This is a genomic window from Paenarthrobacter sp. NPDC089675 (assembly GCF_044749185.1).
Taxonomy (GTDB): Bacteria; Actinomycetota; Actinomycetes; order Actinomycetales; family Micrococcaceae; genus Arthrobacter.
In genome coordinates, this window is sequence record NZ_JBIVHM010000003.1 from 320,038 (window position 1) to 340,476 (window position 20,439).

Below are 20,439 nucleotides of genomic sequence, written 5' to 3' on the forward strand. Positions count from 1 at the left end.
GTTCAGGCTGCTTCGATCTCCACCATGGTCAGTTTGGCGTTGTCCCGCAGGCCCCACGAGCACAAGCCCATGATTGCCAGTGCGGCAACGGTGTAAATCACGACGCCGATCGGGTCGCCGTGGTTGGCGATCAGCAGCGCCGTCGCCACCGTTGCGGCGGTACCTCCGCCAAGTGCCGAACCAATCTGGTAGCTGGCGGAAATCGCCGAGTACCTCGACGCCGCCGGGAACTGCTCGCCCAGGAAGGCAGGCAGTGGTCCCTGCGGAACGGTGTTCAGCGCGCCGCCCAGGGTGAACATCAGCAGGGCGAGCCATCCCGTGTGTGTCTCGATGGATGGAAAGAACAGTACGAAATAGATGATCAGCATGGCGGAGCCGACCACCATCACGGGTTTACGGCCGATCCGGTCTGACAAAGCGGCAGCCAGGGGAGCCGAGATCACGCTGGCCACAGCACCCCAGAGCTGGAACTGGAGAGATTCGGTCCCGGAGTAACCGTGCTGGAGCACGTAGGACATGAGGAACACCGTGGCAATGTAGGTGAACGTGTTGTAGCCGTAGCTCACGCCGATGGAGAGCAGGATCCTGCGGGGATGGGACTTCAGCACTGCCAGCAGCGGGATCTTGGGCGTTTCCTGGGTGGACGGACGTTCGTCCTGGGGGAGTGAGAGCCGGGCCACCAGTCCGGCGACTACCAGCAGGCCGCCGATCCAGAACGGCACCCGCCAGGCAAAGGCGGCCACTTCGCCACCGGCAACGGCATCCGTCAGCGAGAACACGCCCGAACCCAGGAGCACGCCGAGCCCGATGCCCATGCTGGTGAAGCTTCCCCAGAAGCCCCGGCGCCCTGCGGGCGCAGCTTCAATGCCCACCAGCGCAGCGCCGCCCCATTCGCCGCCGGCCGAGAACCCTTGGACCAGGCGCAGGACGATCAGGAGTATCGGTGCGGCCGAACCAAGTGTGGCGGCACTGGGCAAGCAGCCGATCAGGAACGTGCTTCCGCCCATCATCAGCAGCGTCAGGACCAGGATTTTGCGGCGGCCCAGCTTGTCGCCGAAGTGACCCAGTACGATCCCGCCCAGGGGCCGGGCGAGGAAGCCTGCGCCGAAGGACGCGAAGGCCACCAGCGTCCCGGTCAAAGGATCGAGGTCGGGGAAGAACAGCTGCGGAAACACGAGGGCCGCCGCGAGTCCGTAGATGGTGAAGTCGTAGAACTCCAGTGCTGTGCCGAAGCACGAGACGAAGAACGTGCGGAGCGCGGAAACAGGACGTTTGGAGTGTGGTTGTGATGTTTCCAGCGCAACATTGGGCTGAATCGATTGCGGCAAGGACGTGCCTTTCGTTGGGGGATTGATGGTTGGGGTCAGAACGTTTGGAAGCCGGTGCGGGCTGCCTGGGCAGGGTTGGCGGCGGCATACTCCAGGGTGCCCGCGGCGACGTCGACGCCGATGGTCAGCAGGGTCTGCCACTGCTCATGTGGTGCCGCTGAGGCGTCCGGGTGGAAGCACACCACCGACGATTCGCCGGCGGCCGAGCAGAACTGCCGCGCCCGTTCGGTGGCACCGCGGCCCTCCAAGCTGCTGCGCACTTGCTCCAGGTGCGCCAACCGCTCCGGTGACAGGGCGTCGTGGTCGATCGTGTCCGCTTCAGCCAGCGCAGGATCAAGGAAGTGGTTGGTATGGAGCAGCCAACCGTCGTCGCCGGGATGGACGACGGCGGTGCCTGCGGGTGAGACCTCCAGGCTGGCGGCCCTTGCGGAGGTGCTCGAGCCGGTACCGGCGGTGAAGACAGTGAACACCGTGGATGCGCTGACCACGGCGGATGATGCGATCGCGGTGGCCTCCTCAACAGTGGCTGCCTCGTCCAGGATGCGCCGTGCGACCGCGTGCACGGGAACGCCGCCTGAGCTGTTGTCGCTTGCGTGCGAGAGGATGTTGAAGTGCAGCCCGAGGCCCTGGTTGTTGACCCCGATCTTGCCCGGGGTGCCGAATTCCGTGAAGGTCTTGGTGATCCAGCCCTCCCTGGGTGTTACCTGCAGCAACAACCCCTCGGGCGTGAGGTGCTGGTGCCAGTCCCAGGTCTGCATGGTCTGCGGGTTGCCGGCGGCGGCAGGTGCGTAGACCGCCGTCGAACATTCATGGGAACCGGCCTTTTTTGGTGCGGCCACCAGGATCTCTGTTCGGGCGGTGACCACGCCGAGTTCCCAGGTTTCAAGGCCTGCGCCCTCGGCCCAGCCTTCAGCCTCTGCCGCGAGGGCGGGACTCCAAGCGCGCAGGGATCGGTGGCTTTGCTCGGCGACAGCCCGAACTGTTTGCGGAGTGATGCCGAGCGTGGCGAAGAAGTCCGCATAGAGCTTGGCTGCTGCACGTGTCTGCGTGTCCCAGGTTCGGCCGATCTCCAGCCCGCGCAGCCGAGGGTCTGGTTCCGGGGAGGTGTGGTGGTGCAGCTTCATGGAGTTCCTTGGAGTGTCGTGGATCATTGGTGACGCTCAAAGTACGGAACAAAAACGTTTTTGTGTAGGGTGTGCCAAAGAATTTAACGTCGCTTCATCAGAAGGGTCGGCAGGAGGCCGTTTCATGGTCCGCGAAGCAAAAGCGCACAAGCTTCAGCAGGGTGCAACCATCTGGGATGTCGCCAGGAAAGCCGGCGTGTCCATCACCACGGTGTCCCACTCCCTCAACGGCAAAGGCGTGATCAGCGCCGCCACGAGGCAGCGGGTGCAGGCAGCCGCTGCGGACCTTGGCTATGTCGCCGACGCCATGGCGCGGGGCCTGCGCAGCTCAACCATGAACGCGATCGGACTCGTCTTCCGCTCCCTCGACAGCCTGGGTAACTACGGACCCAACGGCGTGGATGTCTTCATGAAACTCGCCGGCGCCGTGGCTTCGGAAACCCTGAACCGCAACCTGGGCCTCATGCTGGTCCCGGACCTGAGCCGCAGCCCTTTGCCGCCGTTCTCGATGTCCTTGGACGGTTACATCGTCTTCGCTCCGCACTACGACGATCCCGTGGTGCGTCTGCTGGAGAAGCGCGGCATCCCGTATGTCACCTGGGACCGCGACCCCGGGCGGCCCGACCTCGGCAACTGGGTGGCCCACGACGACGCCGCCTCCACCCGGCTCGTCCTGGACCATTTGGCGGGCGCCGGAGCGCAAAGCATCGCCTACGTAGGTGGGACCGACGCCAATGCCTGGAATCTTGACTGCGAAGCCGCTTACGTCGCCTGGTGCGGGGAGACCCGCCGTGAACCCCGGATCCACCACGTGCCCGAGAGGGCCGGCATCGACGGGGGACGGCAACTGGGCGCCGAAATCTACGCCGAAGGAGTGCCGGACGCCGTTTATTGCCTGACGGGCAGGCATGCCAGCGGTGTTGCGGGCGCGATGCAGGAAAGGGGGTTGGAGATTCCCTGCGACGTCCTGGTCTGCACCGGATCCGACTCGGAACACAGCAGGCAGCACCACCCGCCCATCTCGGCGCTCGACGTCGATATCCCCGCGGCGGCTGCTGCGCTGGTGGGCACACTCTGTGAGCTGATGGACGGAGCCTCGGACCGGCAACCGCTGCTGCTGCCGGCACGCTTCCTCCAGCGCGAATCAACCACGCGCGGCTGACCCTGTTCGCCATCCGTGGAAGCGTGCAGGGCACCTCCGGGCGTTTGAGAGAATAGAGCCATGCAATCTCTCGGTGACCCGCACCCCGCTACGTCCACTTCCGCCCGCGGCCCCCTGAAGGGCTTCCGCATAGGCGGGTTGGGAATGACTGTTGTGATCATCGCCTTCCTGGTGGCAGTGATCTTCGCAGCCAACCAGAACGACGTCGTGGGTTGGGTCGTTGCCGTTGTGTCCTTCGGCTGGCTGGCCCTCGCCACTTTCGTGGTCTTCAGCATCCAGCGGGCCGCCAAGCGGGCCGGTGCCAAGTTGTCCGAAGCGCAGAATGCGTTCGCAGCGGCAACGGGCCGCGCGCCGTCGTCGTCCTCCGCGGACCATGGGGGCACCCGCGTAGTGTCCGAACGCAGTCAGGCGGACGATGTCCGTGACCTCAAGCTGGACCACTCCTTCAAGATCGTCCAGGTGCAGGTCCGCGTGGTTGACGAGGAACGCGCCAAGGGTGACGCCGCCAACCAGGACACGATCAACCGGGCACTGGAAACGATTGCCATCACGGCCACCAACGGCAGGGACATGATCAAGTCCTCCGGAGGCTCCGACGAGCCCGTGGCCGGAACCATCATCGACTAGAGTAGAGCGGGTGAGCACGGCATTGAAGAAGGATTTCCTTCGCATCGCATCAGTCAACGTCAACGGCCTCAGGGCTGCCTACAAGAAGGGCATGGCGGAATGGCTGGAGCCGCGCGAGGTCGACATCCTTTGCCTGCAGGAAGTCCGTGCTCCGGATGACATCGTCAATACACTGATCGGCGAGGGCTGGTACATCCTGCACGCCGAGGCCGAAGCCAAAGGCCGTGCCGGGGTTGCGATCGCTTCCCGGCAGGAGCCCACTGCCACCCGCGTGGGCAACGGCGACGAATACTTTGACAAGTCCGGACGCTGGGTTGAAGCAGACTTCCTCCTGCACAATGCCGCCGGGGAGGCCACCACGCTGACCGCCGTCAGTGCCTACGTCCACTCGGGCGAGGCCGGCACTCCCAAGCAGGATGACAAATACCGCTTCCTTGATGCCATGACCACCCGCTTGCCCGAATTGGCCAAGCACAGCGACCATGCGCTGGTGGTTGGCGACCTCAACGTCGGGCACACGGAACTCGACATCAAGAATTGGAAGGGCAACGTCAAGCGTGCCGGCTTCCTTCCGGAGGAGCGTGCGTACTTCGACCGCTTCTTCGGCGAAGAGATCGGATGGAGGGATGTCCACAGGGGCCTGGCAGGAAATGTCGCCGGCCCCTACACCTGGTGGTCCCAGCGCGGAAAAGCCTTTGACACTGACACAGGCTGGCGCATCGACTACCACCTGGCCACCCCCGCACTGGCTGCCGCAGCATTCTCGGCAGTAGTGGACAGGGCGCCTTCGTGGGACACCCGCTTCTCTGACCACGCACCGCTGGTTGTTGACTACCGGCTCTAAGCTTGACGAAAGTTACCATCCCCATGACTACTGCTGAAACCGACGCAGCCGTTCTGCCGGCCGCTACCCCCGTGACATCCACCAAGCCCGTTGCCGGCGCCAAGCACCGGGTGCTTTCCGGAATGCAGCCCTCGGCGGACTCGCTGCACCTGGGCAACTACCTTGGCGCGCTGGTCAACTGGGTCCGTATGCAGGACGAGTACGACGCCGTCTTCTTCATTCCGGACCTGCACGCCATCACCGTTCCGCAGGACCCTGCCGAACTTGCCCGCCGGACGCGCGTGACTGCCGCCCAGTACATTGCAGGCGGCGTGGATGTGGAGAAGTGCACGCTCTTTGTCCAGTCCCAGGTTCCTGAGCACGCCCAGCTCGCTTGGGTGCTTAACTGCATCACCGGCATGGGTGAAGCCAGCCGCATGACCCAGTTCAAGGACAAGGCCCAGAAGCAGGGCTCGGAGCATGCCAGTGTTGGCCTGTTCACGTACCCGATCCTGCAGGCCGCGGACATCCTCCTGTACCAGCCGCACGGTGTGCCGGTGGGCGAGGACCAGCGCCAGCACGTGGAGCTTAGCCGGGACCTGGCCAACCGGTTCAACAGCCGCTTCGGTGAGACCTTCCAGGTGCCGGAGGCCTTCATCCAGAAGGAATCGGCCAAGATCTACGATCTCCAGAACCCCACGGCGAAGATGTCCAAGTCGGCGGAATCACCGGCCGGGCTTATCAACCTGCTGGACGATCCCAAGACTGTAGCCAAGCGCATCAAGTCCGCCGTGACGGACACCGAGACCGAGATCCGGTACGACCGCGGGAACAAGCCCGGTGTGTCGAACCTGCTGACCATCTACTCCGCCATCAGCGGTACCCCGGTGGAGAAGATCGTGGCCGACTACCAAGGCAAGATGTACGGCCACCTCAAGGTGGACCTTGCCGAGCTCGTGTCCGGCCACCTGGCCCCTATCAGGGAGCGCGCCAACGAACTCCTGGCAGACCCCGCCGAACTGGACCGCCTCCTGGCCCACGGCGCGGACAAGGCCAGGGAGATCGCTTCGGCCACATTGGCAGATGTGTACTCCAAGGTTGGCTTCCTGCCCTACCGCGGAAACACCGGCAACCAGGGAGCCCTCTAGATCCATGTGCGCCGCTGGTCAGCCCAACGTCAAGACCGACACCCCACGGGGAGCCGGTCCGGACAATTCGCGCCAGCCCGCTGTCACCGGCACCGGTTGCGGTGCCGGTGACGCCATGTGCGTCGGGGTGATCCTCGGCTTCCCGCCAGGGATCGCCAAGGAACTCCAGGAATGGCGGGCGTCGTTCGGCGACCCGATGGCGGAGGTCATCCCCGCGCACATCACCCTGGTCACCACCACGCCAACACAGGACTGGGAGGCCACACGGGACCACGTCCGTGAAGTTGCCCGGACCCAGGCACCTTTCACCATCACCATTTCCGGTACGGGCTCCTTCCGGCCGGTTTCGCCCGTGGTGTTCGTGAATGTTGAACAAGGCTTCGAGGAATGCGTGCAGTTGCACGAGAAACTCCAGACCGGACCCTTGGAGCGGCGGCTTCCTTTCCCGTACCACCCGCACGTCACAGTTGCCCATGACGTGGCCCAGGAAAATCTTGACGAGGCCGAAACGGTCCTCAGTGATTACCGGGCCACCTTCCCTGTGGTTAGCATGGGACTTTACGAGCACGACACCAATGGAATTTGGCAGCTACGGGAAGAGCTCGACTTTGGCGGCGACAGTGACGAAGACCAGCAGGCGGAACCCACGTCAACAGGCGGACAGTCCTCCGCTGCCAACTGAGCTGGCCAAGCTCAAACTGGAGCTTCTCCACAAACGCCAGGACTGGGGCCACAGCAAGCGTGCCGGCGACGCCTTGCCGAAGAGGCTTGGGGTGTTCGTGGCCCTCGCCCTCGCCAGGCTGAACACCAACCGGGCCATGCGCTCTTTCCAGCACTATTCGCGTCAGCACGGCCCCCTGCTCAGCGCCGGCATCGGCTTCAACATGTTTTTCTCGGTGACCGGTCTCCTCACCACCGGTTTCGCCATCGCGGGCATCGTCCTGGGAGGCAACCCGGTCCTGGTGGACGCCGTGGTCAAGAGTGTTGCTTCCGCCGCTCCGGGGCTCCTCCAGGTCAACGGGGGAGAGGGCTTGGTTGATCCGCAGACCCTGCTCAATCCCTCGGGACTGGGGTGGACGGCCGTCATTGCGGCAGCTGTCACCATCTTCACATCGCTTGGATGGATCGCGAGTGTGCGCGAAGGTTTGCGTGGCGTGATGCGCGCGGATCCGCTGCAGCGCAGCGCGCTGATCCAGAAACTGCTCGACGCCGGCACCCTGCTGCTGCTCGGCGTGATCCTCGTAGTCAGCGCCGGCGCGTCCTTGGTTTTCGGTACCGCCGCCGACTGGTTTTTCTCCGTCTTGCGCTTGGACGAGGCGATCGCGGGACCGATTGCCGCCGTCGTCAAGATCGTGGTTCCCCTCCTGCTCAACTGTGCCACAGCGGGCGTCCTGTTCCGCATAGCAGGGGGACTCGAGCTGGGGCGTCGGGCGTTCCTGGAGGGAGTGGTCCTGGCCGGTGTCGGAACCACCATCCTCCAGTTGTTCAGCACGGAACTCCTGGCCAGGGCGGGCAACAACCCGGTCCTCGCTTCCTTCGCGATCATCATCGGATTGCTGATCTGGTTCAACCTCGTCAGCCAGGTGTATCTGGTCTCGGCCTCGTGGTCGGCGATCCGCGAAGCTGATGAGCAGGCAGGGGAGACGCCCCGCAAGAGGTTCCTCGGCGCCCGCCGGGCCACACCCCAAACCTGACACCCGTCTGGAGGAAGCGTGAACAGCCAGCTGTGGATCGCCTGCCTCGTTGGAGCTGCGGCCGGGCTCGTCGTTGGCCAACTGGTCTTCAATTCGCCGTTTCTCGGCATCCTGATCGGAGTAGGCCTGGGCGCATTGGTGGGGGCGTCACTAGGCCCTAAGCGAGGCTAGGAAGCATCCTCTTTACGGCGCCTTGACCAAACCCTCCCAGGCCACCGTCCACTCCGGCGGGAACCCCGGCGCATGCCGCTGCGGTCCGTTGTCCCAACCCGCCGCCATGAGGGCCACTGCCGCCAAGAGGCCCCCATTGCCGGGAAGGTACAGCGGCAGCGAATCGGTTTGCCGGTTGTGCCCGTTGGCCAGCACGGTGTTCTTCCCGGCGTCCAGCAGGAGGGCATTGACCGCTGCTTCCGGGTCCTCCAGACGCGCAGCCGTCATGGCCATCACCGGGTAGTCCCAGCCCCATGTGCTGGCCCAGTCCCAGTCCGCCAGCACGTCGTGCAGTGTTGCCCTCATGATGGCCGGGTCGATCAGTGGAGTCTCCGGCAGGACACCCAGGGCGCACAGCATGGACGGGTGGTCGGTGCGGATGGTGAAGGGCTCAACGTCGATGGCCGCATAGACGCCGTCCATGACATGGGGTTTCACCATGCCTTCCGCCACTCGATCCCACTCGGCCACTGGCTCCAGACCAAGCCTTCTGCGCCATTCCGAGGCGATGCCCAGCGCCCATTGCCAATAGGCAAGCTCGAACGTGGGATTACTGACTCTTCCCCGGATCGACCCGTAGCTCTCCTGCGCAGGAACCAAGGGAGGTCCGAGTTCAAAGCCGCGCTGGGTCGGATGGGCGAACCCGGCCATGAACTCCGCCGACTCGAACACGATCTCGGCGAACTCTTCCAGCACTTCGCGGCCCGGATTGGCCCGGTAGGCCAGTTCGGCCAGATAGATGGGGTGTGGCTGTTGCCAGATCAAGAACGTCCCGATGGGGCTTGGACTTTCCCGCCCGTCCGGCCCCACCTGTTTGGGCCAGCGGGCACCGGCGAAGCTCTGTTCCTTGGCCGTCCGACGCGAGGTCTCCAGCACAGTGGAGTACCAGCGCAATGAAGGCAGCAGGAGTGCCGGACGGTTCCATTGCGCGAAGTGGGCGGCATGCCACCAGTGCATTTCCAGGTGGAACCGGCCACGCCACGAATTGCATACCAGTCCGGTTTCCTGCGGCGGCATTGAGCCCGAACAGTTCACCGCGGTCAGGTATTGCGAGAGCACAATCCGGCGTTCCAATTCCTTGGCCCGTAGATCATCAGTGCCGTCAAGTTCGATCGCCCCGCCTGAGCCCCAGAACTCCGGCCAGTAGCCGGCCGAGGCTGCCGCGACCCTGCTTCCGGCCTCAATTTCAAGAGCGCGTACGACGCCGGAACCCGGCTCTGCTGCCCGGCCCGCCGTGGTTGCTTGCCAGCCGGCCCTGTTGTTGCCCCGCGGGACGCAGTCACCATCTCCACTGGAAACGAAAGCGATGGACAGATCGAGCACCGTCCCGCGCTGTTCCGGTCCTACGCGCACGGAATGATCTCCCGTTTGTTGGACCTGGAGTTCCCGCCCGGTGATGACGACGTCGTAGCGTGAATCGTCGAGTTCACGGTGGACAACCCAGCTTGAGTCACCGCGCAGCTCACCCGGACTGGCTGCGCCCAGGCATGTGGTGTGCGCTTCCGGCTTGGCCCAGTCGGCGGCGTCATGCCAGGCTTCGGAGCCGTACGGGAAGTCGATGCCGATCACCAGTCCTGTCCCCAACGCGGGCGACTCCACGCGCAAGCCGAGCTCGTCACGATCGGGGTGGCACGCCGTCGTAACCTTCACTCGGTAGCCGGCTACCGAAAAGCGGCTTGTCACCACGCCGGTCCAGAGGTCCAAGGTCTGCTCGGTTCCCGCGATGTCAGCCGGCGTCAGGGCGCGTTCCACCCCATCCTCCACCAGCCGGAAGCCGATCCGCCCGAGATCCAGCCGGTGCGGGTTGGCGCGCAGCCACGTTTCCGCGTGAGAGGTGTCTGTTTCGCGGTCGTTGACGATGTCGCCCACCATGTCCACGTAAGGCACGGGGCCGCGGGGCGAGTCGTACAAGACGGTGGAGCCGGCAAGGTCGTAGGACGCTGCGGATGGAACTGAGTGCCAGCCCCACTGTGCCTGCGTGCCAAGGAGCGTTCCGGGCGGAAGGTCGTCGCGTGCCCCCACGGGGTAGGCGCCGGGAAGTGTCTGCAGCCCGGTGAGGTCCATCGTGAAGGCAAACTCGCCATTGCCTACGGACACAGGACTGCGTGGATCGAGTTCCTGTTGCTGTACGTTGTGACGCCGGACCAACGATTCGCGATCGATCCTGGACTTCGGGGGCAAGCTGTCCAGGATCACAGTGTCCTCGAGTTCCCGGAGGGCAAAGAAGGCCGCACGTTCGTGGGGACTTTTGTTGGGCTGGTGAAGGGTGAGGAACAGGCTGCCGTCCAGGTTCCGGGCGATCATGCCGTGTCCGCCGTCCTTGCTCCACAAAGCTTCCGGTTCCTGGAGCCATGGTCCATGCACCGTCCCGGACTGGCTTCGGGCGATGCCCATGGCGTAGCCCTCGTCTCCGAAACTGGACCAGAGCATGATGAGCTTCCCGCTGGCGAGCCGGTGGAGGAAGGGGCCGTCGGTGACGTAAATCGCTTGGCCGGACGCCGAGGGGTTGTCCTGTGCTGAGGGTTTGTCCGCCGCCGTCGGTTTGTCCAGGGCCCGCGCCCACGGTGCTTCTGACGCCGTGAACAGCACGGTTGGTTCGCCAACCACCGCGCGAAGGTCCGGGCTCAGCTGTTGTGCCACGATGGCGCCGTCGCGGATCTGTTTCCATTCGTGGCAGAAGACCAGCCAAGGTGTTCCGTCTGCGCCCACATGCAGTGTGCCGTCCAGGCACTCCCAGTCGCTGGGCGTGACCGGACCGTCGCTCCAAGGTGTGTAGGGGCCCTCGGGGAGATCGCTGGAAAGTATCTGGGTGCCGCGGAAATGTCCCGGGGCGGTGAACGTCGCGAACATGAAGAAGCGGTCATGGTATTCGTGCACTTCGGGTGCCCAGTATTGTTCCTGGCTCCAGAATCCAGGCGTGGGCCTGAAGGCCGGAACGGGACCTTCCCAATCGCTGAGGTTGCGGCTGCGGTAGCAGTCGAATCCGGTGGCAGGTCCGGACCAGATGTTCTTGTCGGTGCTGCCGAAAAGCAGGTATTCACCGGTAGCGGGGAGCGTCAGGACGTAGGGGTCTCGGATCTGGATGTCGGTCAGTTGCTGGGTCACGGCGGGGCCTCCGGGGACAGGGCTAAATAGTTAACGATCAGAACTATTGACGCTTCAGAGTGTACTTGATACGTTTCAGGAACCGTTTTCTCAGCCTGAAAGAAGCTTACCCAATGGTGCGTAAATCTCTACGTAATATCCGAAAGACAGTAGCCTTCGCCGCAGCCCTGGGCCTCGCCGGGCTCGCCACCGGATGTGCCGGGGGCAGCAGCAACAACCAACCCGAAAATGGCCCCGTGGAGATCCGGTTCTCCTGGTGGGGGAACGCCGGCCGCGCCGAGCTGACCAACAAGGCGATCGCCGAATTCGAGGCAGCCAACCCCAACATCAAGGTGAAGCCCGAGTATGGCGACATCGGTGGCTACTTCGACAAGCTCGCCACGCAGGTGGCTGCCAATGATGCTCCGGACGTCATCACCATGGGTGGTGCCTACCCAGCCGAGTACGCGAACCGCGGCGCGCTGCTCGATCTTTCCAAGGTCAGCGGATCCCTGGACCTGTCCAAGCTGGATCAGGGCGCAGTGGAAAACGGTCAGGTCAAGGGGACGCAGTACGGCGTCTCCACAGGCGCCAACGCCCTTGCCATCGTTGTGAACCCGGCCGTTTTCCAGGCCGCGGGCGTGGCACTTCCGGATGACAGCAAGTGGAGCTGGGACGACTTCGCCCGCATCGCAGGCGAGATCACGTCCAAGAGTCCCAAGGGCACCTATGGCACGGCGACGGTACTGACCCACGATTCCCTGGATGCTTTCGCCCGCCAGCGCGGCAAGTCCCTCTACACCCAGGACGGCCAGTTGGGTCTGGACAAGGACACTGTCCAGGCCTACTTCGACTACTCCCTGAAACTGAGTGAATCAGGTGCTGCCCCCAGCGCCTCGGAAACCGTTGAGAAGCTCAACGTGAGCACGGAACAGACCCTCATGGGCATGGGCCAGGCGGGCATGATGCTCACTTGGAGCAACTCACTCTCGGCCCTCAGCAAGGCATCCGGTGCCGAGCTCAAGCTTCTGAAACTACCGGGGGAGACGCCCACGCCGGGTATCTGGCTGCAGTCTTCGCAGTTTTACACCATCTCGGCCCGCAGCAAGCATACGGACGCTGCAGCCAAACTCGTGAGCTTCCTGGTGAATAACGAGGCAGCAGCCAAGATCATCCAGAGCGATCGCGGCGTGCCCAGCAACTCCGGGATGCGTACGGCCATCCAGGGCCTGCTCGCGCCGCAGGGCAAGGTTGAGGCTGCTTACATCGACCAAATCGGCAAGATGGACTTCGCCCCCACCTACATTGGCCCCACTGGTTCCACGGCCGTTTCCGAGATCACGGCGCGCATCAACACGGAGGTCCTCTTCAAGCGCCTGAGCCCGGAGAAGGCTGCGGACCAGTGGCTCAGCGAGAGCAAGGCCGCGATCGGGAAGTAAGCACCCAACTGGGGGACAGCAAACGTTCTACTGAGCCACCAGTGGAACGTTTGCTGTCCCCTCCTAGGACCGTGCCGTTAGCCGGCGTCGCGGATTTCCAAGTACGGATCGGCCCAGGCGCCGATGATTCGGGCCACCCGCGCTGCCTGGCCCTTCCCGGTGAGCAGGTGTTCGCTGCCTTCCAAGGAAATGAAGCTTCGGGGGTGTCGTGCTGTACGGAAGATCTCGCTCGCGTTGTCGATCCCCACGGTGTTGTCGGTGGGGGAGTGCATCACCATCAGCGGCTTGTGGAGGGTGCGGATACAGTCCCGCAGGTCCGCCCGCTCCACGTCCTCCACGAAGTGTCGCCGGATTTCCATCGGCCGGCCGCCAAGGTCCACCACCGCGGACCCGTCCCGCAGGATGGAGTCGATTTCGGCGTCGAACATATGCTCAACATGCTTAGGCTCATAAGGTGCCCCAACGGTCACTACGGCATTCAGCCCCGGAATGTCCCGGGCCGCAGCCAGTACGGCCGCCCCGCCGAAAGAGTGGCCCACGAGCAAAGAGATCTCCCGGCCGGTGAGCCGCATGAAGTCTGCAGCCAGGATCGTGTCCGCCACCTTGACGCTGAAGGAACCGGCCGACCATTCACCTTCGGATCCGCCCAGGCCCAGGTTGTCGAACCGGAGCATCCCAACGCCCTGCTCTGCCAGCCCCTTGCAGATTCGGGAAGCGGCCGGGCTGTCCTTGCCCAGGGTGAGGCCGTGCGAGTACACGCCCCAACCCCGCACAGGTCCTTCGGGTACGTCCACGATTCCGGCCAGCGTATCGCCGGTGCTTCCCGTGAAGCTGATCTTCTCAGAGCGTGACACGCTGGTCTCCTTGCGTTGGGATGTGGGTTGCCAATTGATTAACGACGACGGCGCCGTCACCAGCAGTGGTGAGCGGCGCCGTCGTCGTGCTGTTCCTGAAGGAACGGCGACTAGATCTTGCGGGCCAGGATGGCTTGCTTGACCTCGGCGATTGCCTTGGTCACCTGGATGCCACGGGGGCATGCTTCCGAGCAGTTGAAGGTGGTGCGGCAGCGCCACACGCCTTCCTTGTCGTTGAGGATCTCAAGGCGCATGTCGCCGGCGTCATCACGGGAGTCGAAGATGAAGCGGTGTGCGTTGACGATCGCTGCCGGGCCAAAGTACTGGCCATCGGTCCAGAAGACCGGGCAGGACGAGGTGCAGGCTGCGCAGAGGATGCACTTGGTGGTGTCGTCGAAGCGCTCACGGTCCTCAACGGACTGCAGGCGTTCCTTGGTGGGCTCGTGGCCCTTGTTGATCAGGAACGGCATCACTTCGCGGAAGGACTGGAAGAAGGGTTCCATGTCCACGATCAGGTCCTTCTCCACGGGGAGGCCCTTGATCGGCTCGACGGTGATGGGCTTGGAGGTGTCCAGGTCCTTCAGCAGCGTCTTGCAGGCCAGGCGGTTGCGGCCGTTGATGCGCATGGCATCCGATCCACACACGCCGTGGGCGCAGGAGCGGCGGAAGGATACGCTGCCGTCGATCTCCCACTTGACCTTGTGCAGGGCGTCCAGCACACGGTCCGTGCCGTACATGGTCAGCTTGTAGTCGTCCCAGCGGGCTTCGTCGGAGATCTCGGGATCGTACCGGCGAACGCGCAGCGTGATGTGGAACGTGGGGATTTCACCGTCGCCGGCAACACTCGCCGGAAGCTCGATCTTGGAGGCGGGCTCCGCCATTTCGGTCGTCATTAGTACTTACGCTCCATCGGCTCGTAACGGGTGAAGATGACGGGCTTGGTCTCAAGACGGATGCCCGCAACGGACTCGGCTGACGAGTCGGCGGTAACGGAGTTGTCCAGGTAAGCCATGGAGTGCTTCATGAACTTCTCGTCGTCGCGGTCGGGGAAGTCCTCGCGGTAGTGGCCACCGCGCGATTCTTCGCGGTGCAGGGCACCGACGGTCATGACCTTGGCCATGTCGAGCAGGAAGCCCAGTTCAACGGCTTCCAGGAGGTCCAGGTTGAAGCGCTTGCCCTTGTCCTGAACGGTGACGTTCTTGTACCGCTCTTCGAAGGAAGCGATGTCACGGAGGACCTGCTCCAGCGATTCCTTGGTACGGAACACCTGCATGTTGGCGTCCATCGTGTCCTGCAGTTCCTTGCGGATCTGTGCCACGCGCTCGGTGCCCGTGCCGTTGAGCAGGCCCGTCAGGATGCCGCGGGTCATGGCCTCCGGGTCCTCGGGAAGTTCAACGAAGTCCGCGGTCTTGGAGTATTCCGCAGCCGCGATGCCGGCGCGCTTGCCGAACACGTTGATGTCCAGGAGGGAGTTGGTGCCAAGGCGGTTGGAGCCGTGCACGGAGACACAAGCAACTTCACCTGCCGCGAAGAGGCCGGGAACAATCGTGTCGTTGTCCTGGAGCACCTCGGTGGCGATGTTGGTGGGGATGCCGCCCATGGCGTAGTGCGCGGTCGGGAACACCGGAACGGGATCCGTGAAGGGTTCCACGCCCAGGTAGGTACGGGCGAACTCGGTGATGTCCGGCAGCTTGGCTTCGATGTGCTCGGGTTCAAGGTGGGTCAGGTCAAGGAGCACGTAGTCCTTGTTCGGGCCACAACCGCGGCCTTCGCGGACCTCGTTGGCCATGGCGCGGGCCACGATGTCACGAGGTGCGAGGTCCTTGATGGTCGGGGCGTAGCGCTCCATGAAGCGTTCGCCCTCGGAGTTACGGAGGATGGCGCCTTCACCACGTGCACCCTCGGTGAGGAGGATGCCAAGGCCGGCAAGGCCGGTCGGGTGGAACTGGAAGAACTCCATGTCCTCCAGCGGGATGCCGCGGCGGAACGCGATGCCCATGCCGTCACCGGTGAGGGTGTGCGCGTTGGACGTGGTCTTGAAGACCTTGCCCGCACCGCCGGACGCGAACACCACGGACTTTGCCTGGAAGACGTGCAGTTCGCCCGAAGCGAGGTCGTAGGATACGACGCCGGCAACGCGCTTCTGCTTGTACGCGGTACCGTCTTCGCGGACGGCGTCTTCCTCGACGATCAGCAGGTCGAGGACGTAGTACTCGTTGTAGAACTCCACGTTGTGCTTGACGCAGTTTTGGTACAGCGTCTGCAGGATCATGTGGCCGGTACGGTCTGCGGCGTAGCAGGCACGGCGGACGGGAGCCTTGCCGTGGTCGCGGGTGTGGCCACCGAAACGGCGCTGGTCGATCCGGCCTTCGGGCGTGCGGTTGAACGGCAGACCCATCTTCTCCAGGTCCAGCACGGCGTCGATGGCTTCCTTCGCCATGACCTCCGCTGCGTCCTGGTCAACCAGGTAGTCGCCACCCTTGATGGTGTCAAAGGTGTGCCACTCCCAGTTGTCTTCCTCGACGTTGGCCAGTGCTGCACACATACCACCCTGGGCCGCACCGGTGTGCGAGCGGGTGGGGTAGAGCTTGGTCAGTACCGCTGTGCGTGCGCGCTGACCGGACTCGATCGCGGCGCGCATGCCGGCGCCACCTGCACCGACAATGACGACGTCGTACTTATGGACCTGCATACCAGATGCTCTCTCTTTCAAAAATTCAGATGGTCGGCGGAGGCTGCTCCGCAAAGTAAGGCGCGGCTGGCTGCGGCCCGCTGCGCCAAGGGAGCTGCTACGGCGCCGGGCAGAAACCACCAGGCAGCTGAACGCCGTCGACGACGGGGCACGGGTTGAACGTGAAGATCACCAGGGTGCCGAGGATGATGATGACGGCAGCAGCGGCGTAGAGGACAGCCTTGAGCCAGAAGCGCGTGGCGTCCCTTTCCGCGTAGTCGTTGATGATGGTGCGCACGCCGTTGGTGCCGTGGAGCATGGCGAGCCACAGCATGGCGAGGTCCCAGAACTGCCAGAAGGGATCTGCCCACTTGCCGGCAACAAAGCCGAAGTCGATGGCGTGGATACCTTCGCCCACCAGCAGGTTCACGAAGAGGTGGCCGAAGATCAGCACCACCAGGACAACGCCGGAGAGGCGCATGAAGAGCCATGCGATCATCTCGAAGTTGCCGCGGCTGGAGCCCGTGCGGTTGTACTTGGGCGCGATCTTGCCGGATCCGATTTTTCCGCTGCGCGGAGATTCAATAGTAGTCATGGCTTAGTGGCCTCCCAGCGCGAGGGAAAGGTGGCGGATGGCGAAGCCTGCGAACGTGACCAGCCACAGTGCAAGCACGACCCACAGCATCTGGCGCTGGTACTTCGCGCCCTTCTTCCAGAAGTCGATGGCGATCACGCGCAGGCCGTTGAAGGCGTGGAAGATGATCGCAGCGACCAAGCCCGTTTCACCCAGGGCCATGAGGGGGTTCTTGTATGCGCCAATGACGGCGGTGTAGGCCTCAGGGGACACACGCACCAATGAGGTGTCCAGCACATGGACCAACAAGAAGAAAAAGATCACTACACCGGTAATACGGTGTCCAACCCAGGACCACATGCCTTCACGGCCGCGGTACAAGGTGCCAGCTGGTTTTGTCGGCACTGAATAAACCTTCCTGCAACACAGCGGCGCTGGCATGGGATCCACGCGGGGGGAACGCCTGCTGCGAGAGCACTCGTAGCTCACGCCTAAATCTAGGCTTCGCTTACAGCTTATTCAATTTAGGACCTGCTTCTCTGCTTGTTAAATCCATGTTTCCTTCCCGTATTTCCGCGAATTTTGCCGAACTGTGAGACTAAGGCCACATCCGTGGCGTGCGGCAGGGCTTCATAGCGGTGTCGGATAAAGTGTTGAGGTGAGTACAGAAGACGCGACATTTCCGGAATCGCCATTGGACCGCTTCCATGCGGTCATTCCGGCGGGCGGTGTGGGGACCCGGCTGTGGCCACTCTCGCGGGCCGCTGCGCCCAAGTTCCTTCACGACCTGACCGGTTCGGGCAGCACCCTCCTGCGGGCTACCTACGATCGCCTTGAGCCGCTTGCCGGTGAGCGGGTCCTGGTCGTCACGGGCCAGGCGCACCGCGTAGCCGTATGCCGCCAGCTCCCGGAAGTGGGCGACGACGAGCTTGTCCTTGAGAGCGAACCGAAGGATTCCGGTGCCGCGATCGGCCTCGCTGCTGCGATCCTTTACCAGCGGGATCCGGAAACCATCATGGGTTCCTTCGCCGCGGACCAGGTGATCAGTCCTGACGACCTCTTCCAGGACACCGTCCGGGAGGCCATCTTTACTGCCGCCACCGGAAAGATCGTGACCATCGGCATCAAGCCCACGCATCCCTCGACGGGATTTGGTTACATCCGTTCGGGCAAGGCCCTGAAGGTCGACGGCGCACCCAATGCCCTTGCAGTGGCCGAATTCGTCGAAAAGCCCAGCGAGGACGTTGCCCGCAAGTACGTTGAAGCCGGCGATTACGTCTGGAACGCAGGCATGTTCGTGGCACCCGTAGCGCTGATGCTCAAGCACCTTGAAGCGAACCAGCACGAGCTCTTTGCCGGCGTCCAGGAGATCGCGCGGGCCTGGGACACCCCCCGGCGCGCCGAGGTCACCGAAAGGGTGTGGCCGACGCTGCCGAAGATTGCCATTGACTACGCTGTGGCGGAGCCCGCAGCGGCGGCCGGCGATGTCGCCGTCGTGCCCGGTACCTTCCGGTGGGACGACGTCGGCGACTTCGCCGCGATCGGCCGCCTCAACAACGCCGGCGACGTCGATGAAGTGACGGTGCTCGGCGAAGGCGCCCGTGTCTTTGCGGAGAACGCGAGCGGCGTGGTGGTTTCCGACACCAAGCGCGTCATCGCCCTGATCGGCATCAAGGACGTGGTCATTGTGGATACTCCGGACGCTTTGCTGGTGACCACCAAGGAGCATGCGCAGCGCGTCAAGGGTGCCGTTGACGCCCTCAAGGCAAGCGGAGACACTGACGTTCTGTAGCCTGTTGCCCTTATACCGTGAGCCGCCTCTTTGGTGACCCTGCGCCTGAACGCAGCGTAACCAAGAGGCGGCTTTCGTTCTTCGTGGGCCTCGCTTGGCTAGAGTTGTGACGTGCGCAATTACTCGACTGAAACCGAGCCCACTCCCGTTGTAGGACCCTGGGTTGATGAACTTCTGCCCGGACTCATCGACTTCCGTCGTGACCTGCATGCGCACCCCGAGCTCTCCTTCAAGGAATTCCGCACCACCGACAAATTGGTGGAGCGGCTCGAGGCTGCGGGCCTGCAACCGCGCCGGCTCGAAGGCACCGGGCTGACGGTGGACGTGGGGGAGGGGCCGATCGCCACGGCTCTCCGCGGCGACATCGACGCGTTGTCGATCATCGAGGAGACGGGCCTGCCCTTCGCTTCGAAGAACCATGGCGTCACGCATGCCTGCGGCCATGACGTCCACACCACCACCATGCTGGGCATTGCCCTGACGCTTCAGCGCATGCATAAGAACAACCCGTTGGGCGGCACCGTCCGCATCATTTTCCAGCCCGCCGAGGAGACCATGCCCGGCGGCGCCTTGTCCTGCATCGAGCAAGGCGTGCTGGACGGAGTGCCCCGCATCCTTGCGCTGCATTGTGATCCGCGCATCAACGTGGGCCAGATCGGTACGCGCATCGGTGCCATCACGTCGGCATCGGACACCATCAAGATCGAGCTCACGGGGCGCGGCGGGCACACGTCGCGCCCGCATCTGACCGAGGACCTGGTGTTCGCCCTGTCCCAGATCGCCGTCAACGTTCCGGCAGTGTTGTCGCGGCGGGTCGATGTCCGCAGCGGCGTTTCCGTTGTCTGGGGCCAGATCTCGGCAGGCTCTGCTCCGAACGCCATTCCCGGAAGCGGCTACATGGCCGGAACCATGCGGTGCCTGGACCGTGACGCCTGGCACAGCGCGGGTGAACTCCTGGATGAAGTGGTCAAGCAGGTTGCCGCGCCGTACGGGGTGGATGTCCATTTGGAGCACACCCGCGGCGTCCCGCCGGTGGTGAACTCGGAGCACGAGACCGCCCTGATTGAGGCCGCGGCCCGCGCGGAACTGGGCGAGAACGCCGTCGTCTTGACCCCGCAGTCCATGGGTGGCGAGGACTTCGCCTGGTTCTTGGCCGACCTCCCCGGCGCCATGATGCGGCTGGGCACGCACACGCCCGGCGGTGAGGAGTATGACCTCCACCGCGGCGATTTCGTCGTGGACGAGCGGGCCCTTGGATACGCGGTCCGCGTCCTGACCGCAGCAGCACTGCGCACTATCCGCGACCTCGACGAATAACCCAACTGGGGGACAGATGGCGGCCCACTGAGCGTTCAGTGGAGCGTGATCTGTCCCCTAGTGGGGCGCTACGCCGAATTGAGTTGTGCACAACTTAATTGTGCGCTATCGTTTTCTTCATGAGTGATGCTCCCCGCCTCCGCCATCAGGTCTGCTTTGCGCTGTACTCGGCCTCCAAGGCAGCGACGGCGGTCTACCGCCCGGTGCTGGACGAGTTGGGGCTGACGTACCCGCAATACCTCGTGATGCTGGTCCTTTGGGAGCAGGAACCGCGGAGTGTTCGGGAGCTTGGTGCTGAGCTCGGACTGGATTCGGGTACGTTGTCGCCCCTCCTGAAGCGGCTTGAAACCCTGGGGCTGGTCGAGCGGCATCGCTCCGTGGAGGACGAGCGCCGTGTCGACGTCGTCCTCACGGATGCAGGCACCCGGTTGAGCGGGAAGGCGGGTGCCGTTCCCCAGCGCTTGGCCGATGCCGCGGGCTTGTCGGTTGCCGAGATCGAAGAGCTCCACGCCACGCTTGGAAAGCTCACCGCCGCGCTGCAGAACTCACTCTGAAGACTTGCCCAGGAAGATTTCTCACCAGAAAGGGATAC

At 63.9% G+C, this 20,439-nt stretch carries 19 protein-coding genes and 1 pseudogene; 11 read left to right on the top strand and 9 right to left on the bottom strand.

Translation table 11 applies throughout. From position 1 onward, the window contains the following. Window positions 1-2 precede the first annotated feature (2 nt). Together ACIPY2_RS09100 and ACIPY2_RS09105 are read right to left on the bottom strand one after the other, a co-directional pair. On the bottom strand, window positions 3-1,328 hold the full coding sequence (locus ACIPY2_RS09100; RefSeq protein WP_400266049.1) for an MFS transporter: 1,326 nt from the start codon (window positions 1,326-1,328) through the stop codon (window positions 3-5). A 35-nt stretch (window positions 1,329-1,363) separates the two neighbouring features. Then, the gene (locus tag ACIPY2_RS09105; RefSeq protein ID WP_400266050.1) at window positions 1,364-2,452 is read right to left on the bottom strand and encodes a C45 family autoproteolytic acyltransferase/hydolase; all 1,089 of its coding nucleotides are present in this window, start codon (window positions 2,450-2,452) and stop codon (window positions 1,364-1,366) included. A 124-nt stretch (window positions 2,453-2,576) separates the two neighbouring features. Here ACIPY2_RS09105 and ACIPY2_RS09110 point away from each other — a divergent pair, with 124 nt between their 5' ends. Genes ACIPY2_RS09110 through ACIPY2_RS09140 form a run of 7 tightly spaced genes read left to right on the top strand, consistent with a single transcriptional unit; the run spans window position 2,577 to window position 8,077 of the window. After that, window positions 2,577-3,614 (top strand): LacI family DNA-binding transcriptional regulator, encoded by a 1,038-nt coding sequence (locus tag ACIPY2_RS09110; RefSeq protein ID WP_400266051.1) that lies wholly within the window; start codon window positions 2,577-2,579, stop codon window positions 3,612-3,614. Between the two features lie 60 nt (window positions 3,615-3,674). Then, complete coding sequence (locus ACIPY2_RS09115; protein WP_400266052.1) at window positions 3,675-4,241, top strand: hypothetical protein; 567 nt, start codon at window positions 3,675-3,677, stop codon at window positions 4,239-4,241. A gap of 10 nt (window positions 4,242-4,251) precedes the next feature. Next, window positions 4,252-5,085, top strand: a complete 834-nt coding sequence (locus ACIPY2_RS09120; protein ID WP_400266053.1) for an exodeoxyribonuclease III — start codon at window positions 4,252-4,254, stop codon at window positions 5,083-5,085. A 23-nt stretch (window positions 5,086-5,108) separates the two neighbouring features. After that, window positions 5,109-6,212 carry a tryptophan--tRNA ligase gene (gene trpS, locus ACIPY2_RS09125; protein ID WP_400266054.1) on the top strand — a complete coding sequence of 368 codons (1,104 nt, stop codon included), beginning with the start codon at window positions 5,109-5,111 and terminating at the stop codon, window positions 6,210-6,212. 4 nt (window positions 6,213-6,216) lie between these two features. Next, complete coding sequence (locus ACIPY2_RS09130) at window positions 6,217-6,894, top strand: 2'-5' RNA ligase family protein (RefSeq protein WP_400266055.1); 678 nt, start codon at window positions 6,217-6,219, stop codon at window positions 6,892-6,894. Then, on the top strand, window positions 6,821-7,906 hold the full coding sequence (locus ACIPY2_RS09135; protein ID WP_400266056.1) for a YihY/virulence factor BrkB family protein: 1,086 nt from the start codon (window positions 6,821-6,823) through the stop codon (window positions 7,904-7,906). The genes ACIPY2_RS09130 and ACIPY2_RS09135 overlap by 74 nt, the downstream gene beginning before the upstream one ends. 18 nt (window positions 7,907-7,924) lie before the next feature. Next, window positions 7,925-8,077 (top strand): hypothetical protein, encoded by a 153-nt coding sequence (locus ACIPY2_RS09140; protein ID WP_400266057.1) that lies wholly within the window; start codon window positions 7,925-7,927, stop codon window positions 8,075-8,077. 12 nt (window positions 8,078-8,089) lie between these two features. On the opposite strand, the gene ACIPY2_RS09145 is transcribed toward ACIPY2_RS09140, so the two are convergent. After that, complete coding sequence (locus ACIPY2_RS09145; RefSeq protein WP_400266220.1) at window positions 8,090-10,279, bottom strand: hypothetical protein; 2,190 nt, start codon at window positions 10,277-10,279, stop codon at window positions 8,090-8,092. A gap of 96 nt (window positions 10,280-10,375) precedes the next feature. Continuing rightward, a pseudogene (locus tag ACIPY2_RS09150) lies at window positions 10,376-11,221 on the bottom strand (glycoside hydrolase family 43 protein); the annotation flags it as partial. 113 nt (window positions 11,222-11,334) lie between these two features. Between ACIPY2_RS09150 and ACIPY2_RS09155 the strand changes: the two are divergent. After that, window positions 11,335-12,639 carry an ABC transporter substrate-binding protein gene (locus ACIPY2_RS09155; protein ID WP_400266058.1) on the top strand — a complete coding sequence of 435 codons (1,305 nt, stop codon included), beginning with the start codon at window positions 11,335-11,337 and terminating at the stop codon, window positions 12,637-12,639. 77 nt (window positions 12,640-12,716) lie between these two features. Here ACIPY2_RS09155 and ACIPY2_RS09160 read toward each other — a convergent pair whose 3' ends face one another. The 5 genes from ACIPY2_RS09160 to sdhC form a co-directional block, all read right to left on the bottom strand. Beyond that, window positions 12,717-13,493 carry an alpha/beta hydrolase gene (locus ACIPY2_RS09160; protein ID WP_400266059.1) on the bottom strand — a complete coding sequence of 259 codons (777 nt, stop codon included), beginning with the start codon at window positions 13,491-13,493 and terminating at the stop codon, window positions 12,717-12,719. Window positions 13,494-13,603: 110 nt separating this feature from the next. Then, complete coding sequence (locus tag ACIPY2_RS09165; protein WP_144647665.1) at window positions 13,604-14,386, bottom strand: succinate dehydrogenase iron-sulfur subunit; 783 nt, start codon at window positions 14,384-14,386, stop codon at window positions 13,604-13,606. After that, complete coding sequence (sdhA, locus tag ACIPY2_RS09170; RefSeq protein WP_400266060.1) at window positions 14,386-16,185, bottom strand: succinate dehydrogenase flavoprotein subunit; 1,800 nt, start codon at window positions 16,183-16,185, stop codon at window positions 14,386-14,388. Before sdhA ends, ACIPY2_RS09165 begins: the two co-directional genes overlap by 1 nt. Window positions 16,186-16,282: 97 nt before the next feature. Next, complete coding sequence (locus ACIPY2_RS09175) at window positions 16,283-16,759, bottom strand: succinate dehydrogenase hydrophobic membrane anchor subunit (RefSeq protein WP_400266061.1); 477 nt, start codon at window positions 16,757-16,759, stop codon at window positions 16,283-16,285. A 3-nt stretch (window positions 16,760-16,762) separates the two neighbouring features. After that, entirely contained in the window at window positions 16,763-17,143 is a 381-nt protein-coding gene (gene sdhC, locus ACIPY2_RS09180; protein WP_018777254.1) for a succinate dehydrogenase, cytochrome b556 subunit, read from the bottom strand. A gap of 253 nt (window positions 17,144-17,396) precedes the next feature. Between sdhC and ACIPY2_RS09185 the strand changes: the two genes are divergently transcribed. From ACIPY2_RS09185 to ACIPY2_RS09195, 3 genes are all read left to right on the top strand, one after another. Then, the gene (locus ACIPY2_RS09185; protein WP_400266062.1) at window positions 17,397-18,530 is read left to right on the top strand and encodes a mannose-1-phosphate guanylyltransferase; all 1,134 of its coding nucleotides are present in this window, start codon (window positions 17,397-17,399) and stop codon (window positions 18,528-18,530) included. A 111-nt stretch (window positions 18,531-18,641) separates the two neighbouring features. After that, a complete protein-coding gene (locus tag ACIPY2_RS09190) occupies window positions 18,642-19,847 on the top strand; it encodes an amidohydrolase (protein WP_400266063.1) in 1,206 nt (401 codons plus the stop codon). A gap of 119 nt (window positions 19,848-19,966) precedes the next feature. After that, window positions 19,967-20,401, top strand: a complete 435-nt coding sequence (locus tag ACIPY2_RS09195; RefSeq protein ID WP_400266064.1) for a MarR family winged helix-turn-helix transcriptional regulator — start codon at window positions 19,967-19,969, stop codon at window positions 20,399-20,401. Window positions 20,402-20,439: the final 38 nt, after the last annotated feature.

What these genes read in the sequence shown, in the direction of transcription:
- sdhA (WP_400266060.1), bottom strand. Translation starts at nt 16,185, where the DNA reads ATGCAGGTCCATAAGTACGACGTCGTCATTGTCGGTGCAGGTGGCGCC.
- ACIPY2_RS09130 (WP_400266055.1), top strand. Translation starts at nt 6,217, where the DNA reads ATGTGCGCCGCTGGTCAGCCCAACGTCAAGACCGACACCCCACGGGGA.
- trpS (WP_400266054.1), top strand. Translation starts at nt 5,109, where the DNA reads ATGACTACTGCTGAAACCGACGCAGCCGTTCTGCCGGCCGCTACCCCC.
- ACIPY2_RS09115 (WP_400266052.1), top strand. Translation starts at nt 3,675, where the DNA reads ATGCAATCTCTCGGTGACCCGCACCCCGCTACGTCCACTTCCGCCCGC.
- ACIPY2_RS09195 (WP_400266064.1), top strand. Translation starts at nt 19,967, where the DNA reads ATGAGTGATGCTCCCCGCCTCCGCCATCAGGTCTGCTTTGCGCTGTAC.
- ACIPY2_RS09165 (WP_144647665.1), bottom strand. Translation starts at nt 14,386, where the DNA reads ATGACGACCGAAATGGCGGAGCCCGCCTCCAAGATCGAGCTTCCGGCG.
- ACIPY2_RS09110 (WP_400266051.1), top strand. Translation starts at nt 2,577, where the DNA reads ATGGTCCGCGAAGCAAAAGCGCACAAGCTTCAGCAGGGTGCAACCATC.
- ACIPY2_RS09175 (WP_400266061.1), bottom strand. Translation starts at nt 16,759, where the DNA reads ATGACTACTATTGAATCTCCGCGCAGCGGAAAAATCGGATCCGGCAAG.
- ACIPY2_RS09105 (WP_400266050.1), bottom strand. Translation starts at nt 2,452, where the DNA reads ATGAAGCTGCACCACCACACCTCCCCGGAACCAGACCCTCGGCTGCGC.
- ACIPY2_RS09155 (WP_400266058.1), top strand. Translation starts at nt 11,335, where the DNA reads ATGGTGCGTAAATCTCTACGTAATATCCGAAAGACAGTAGCCTTCGCC.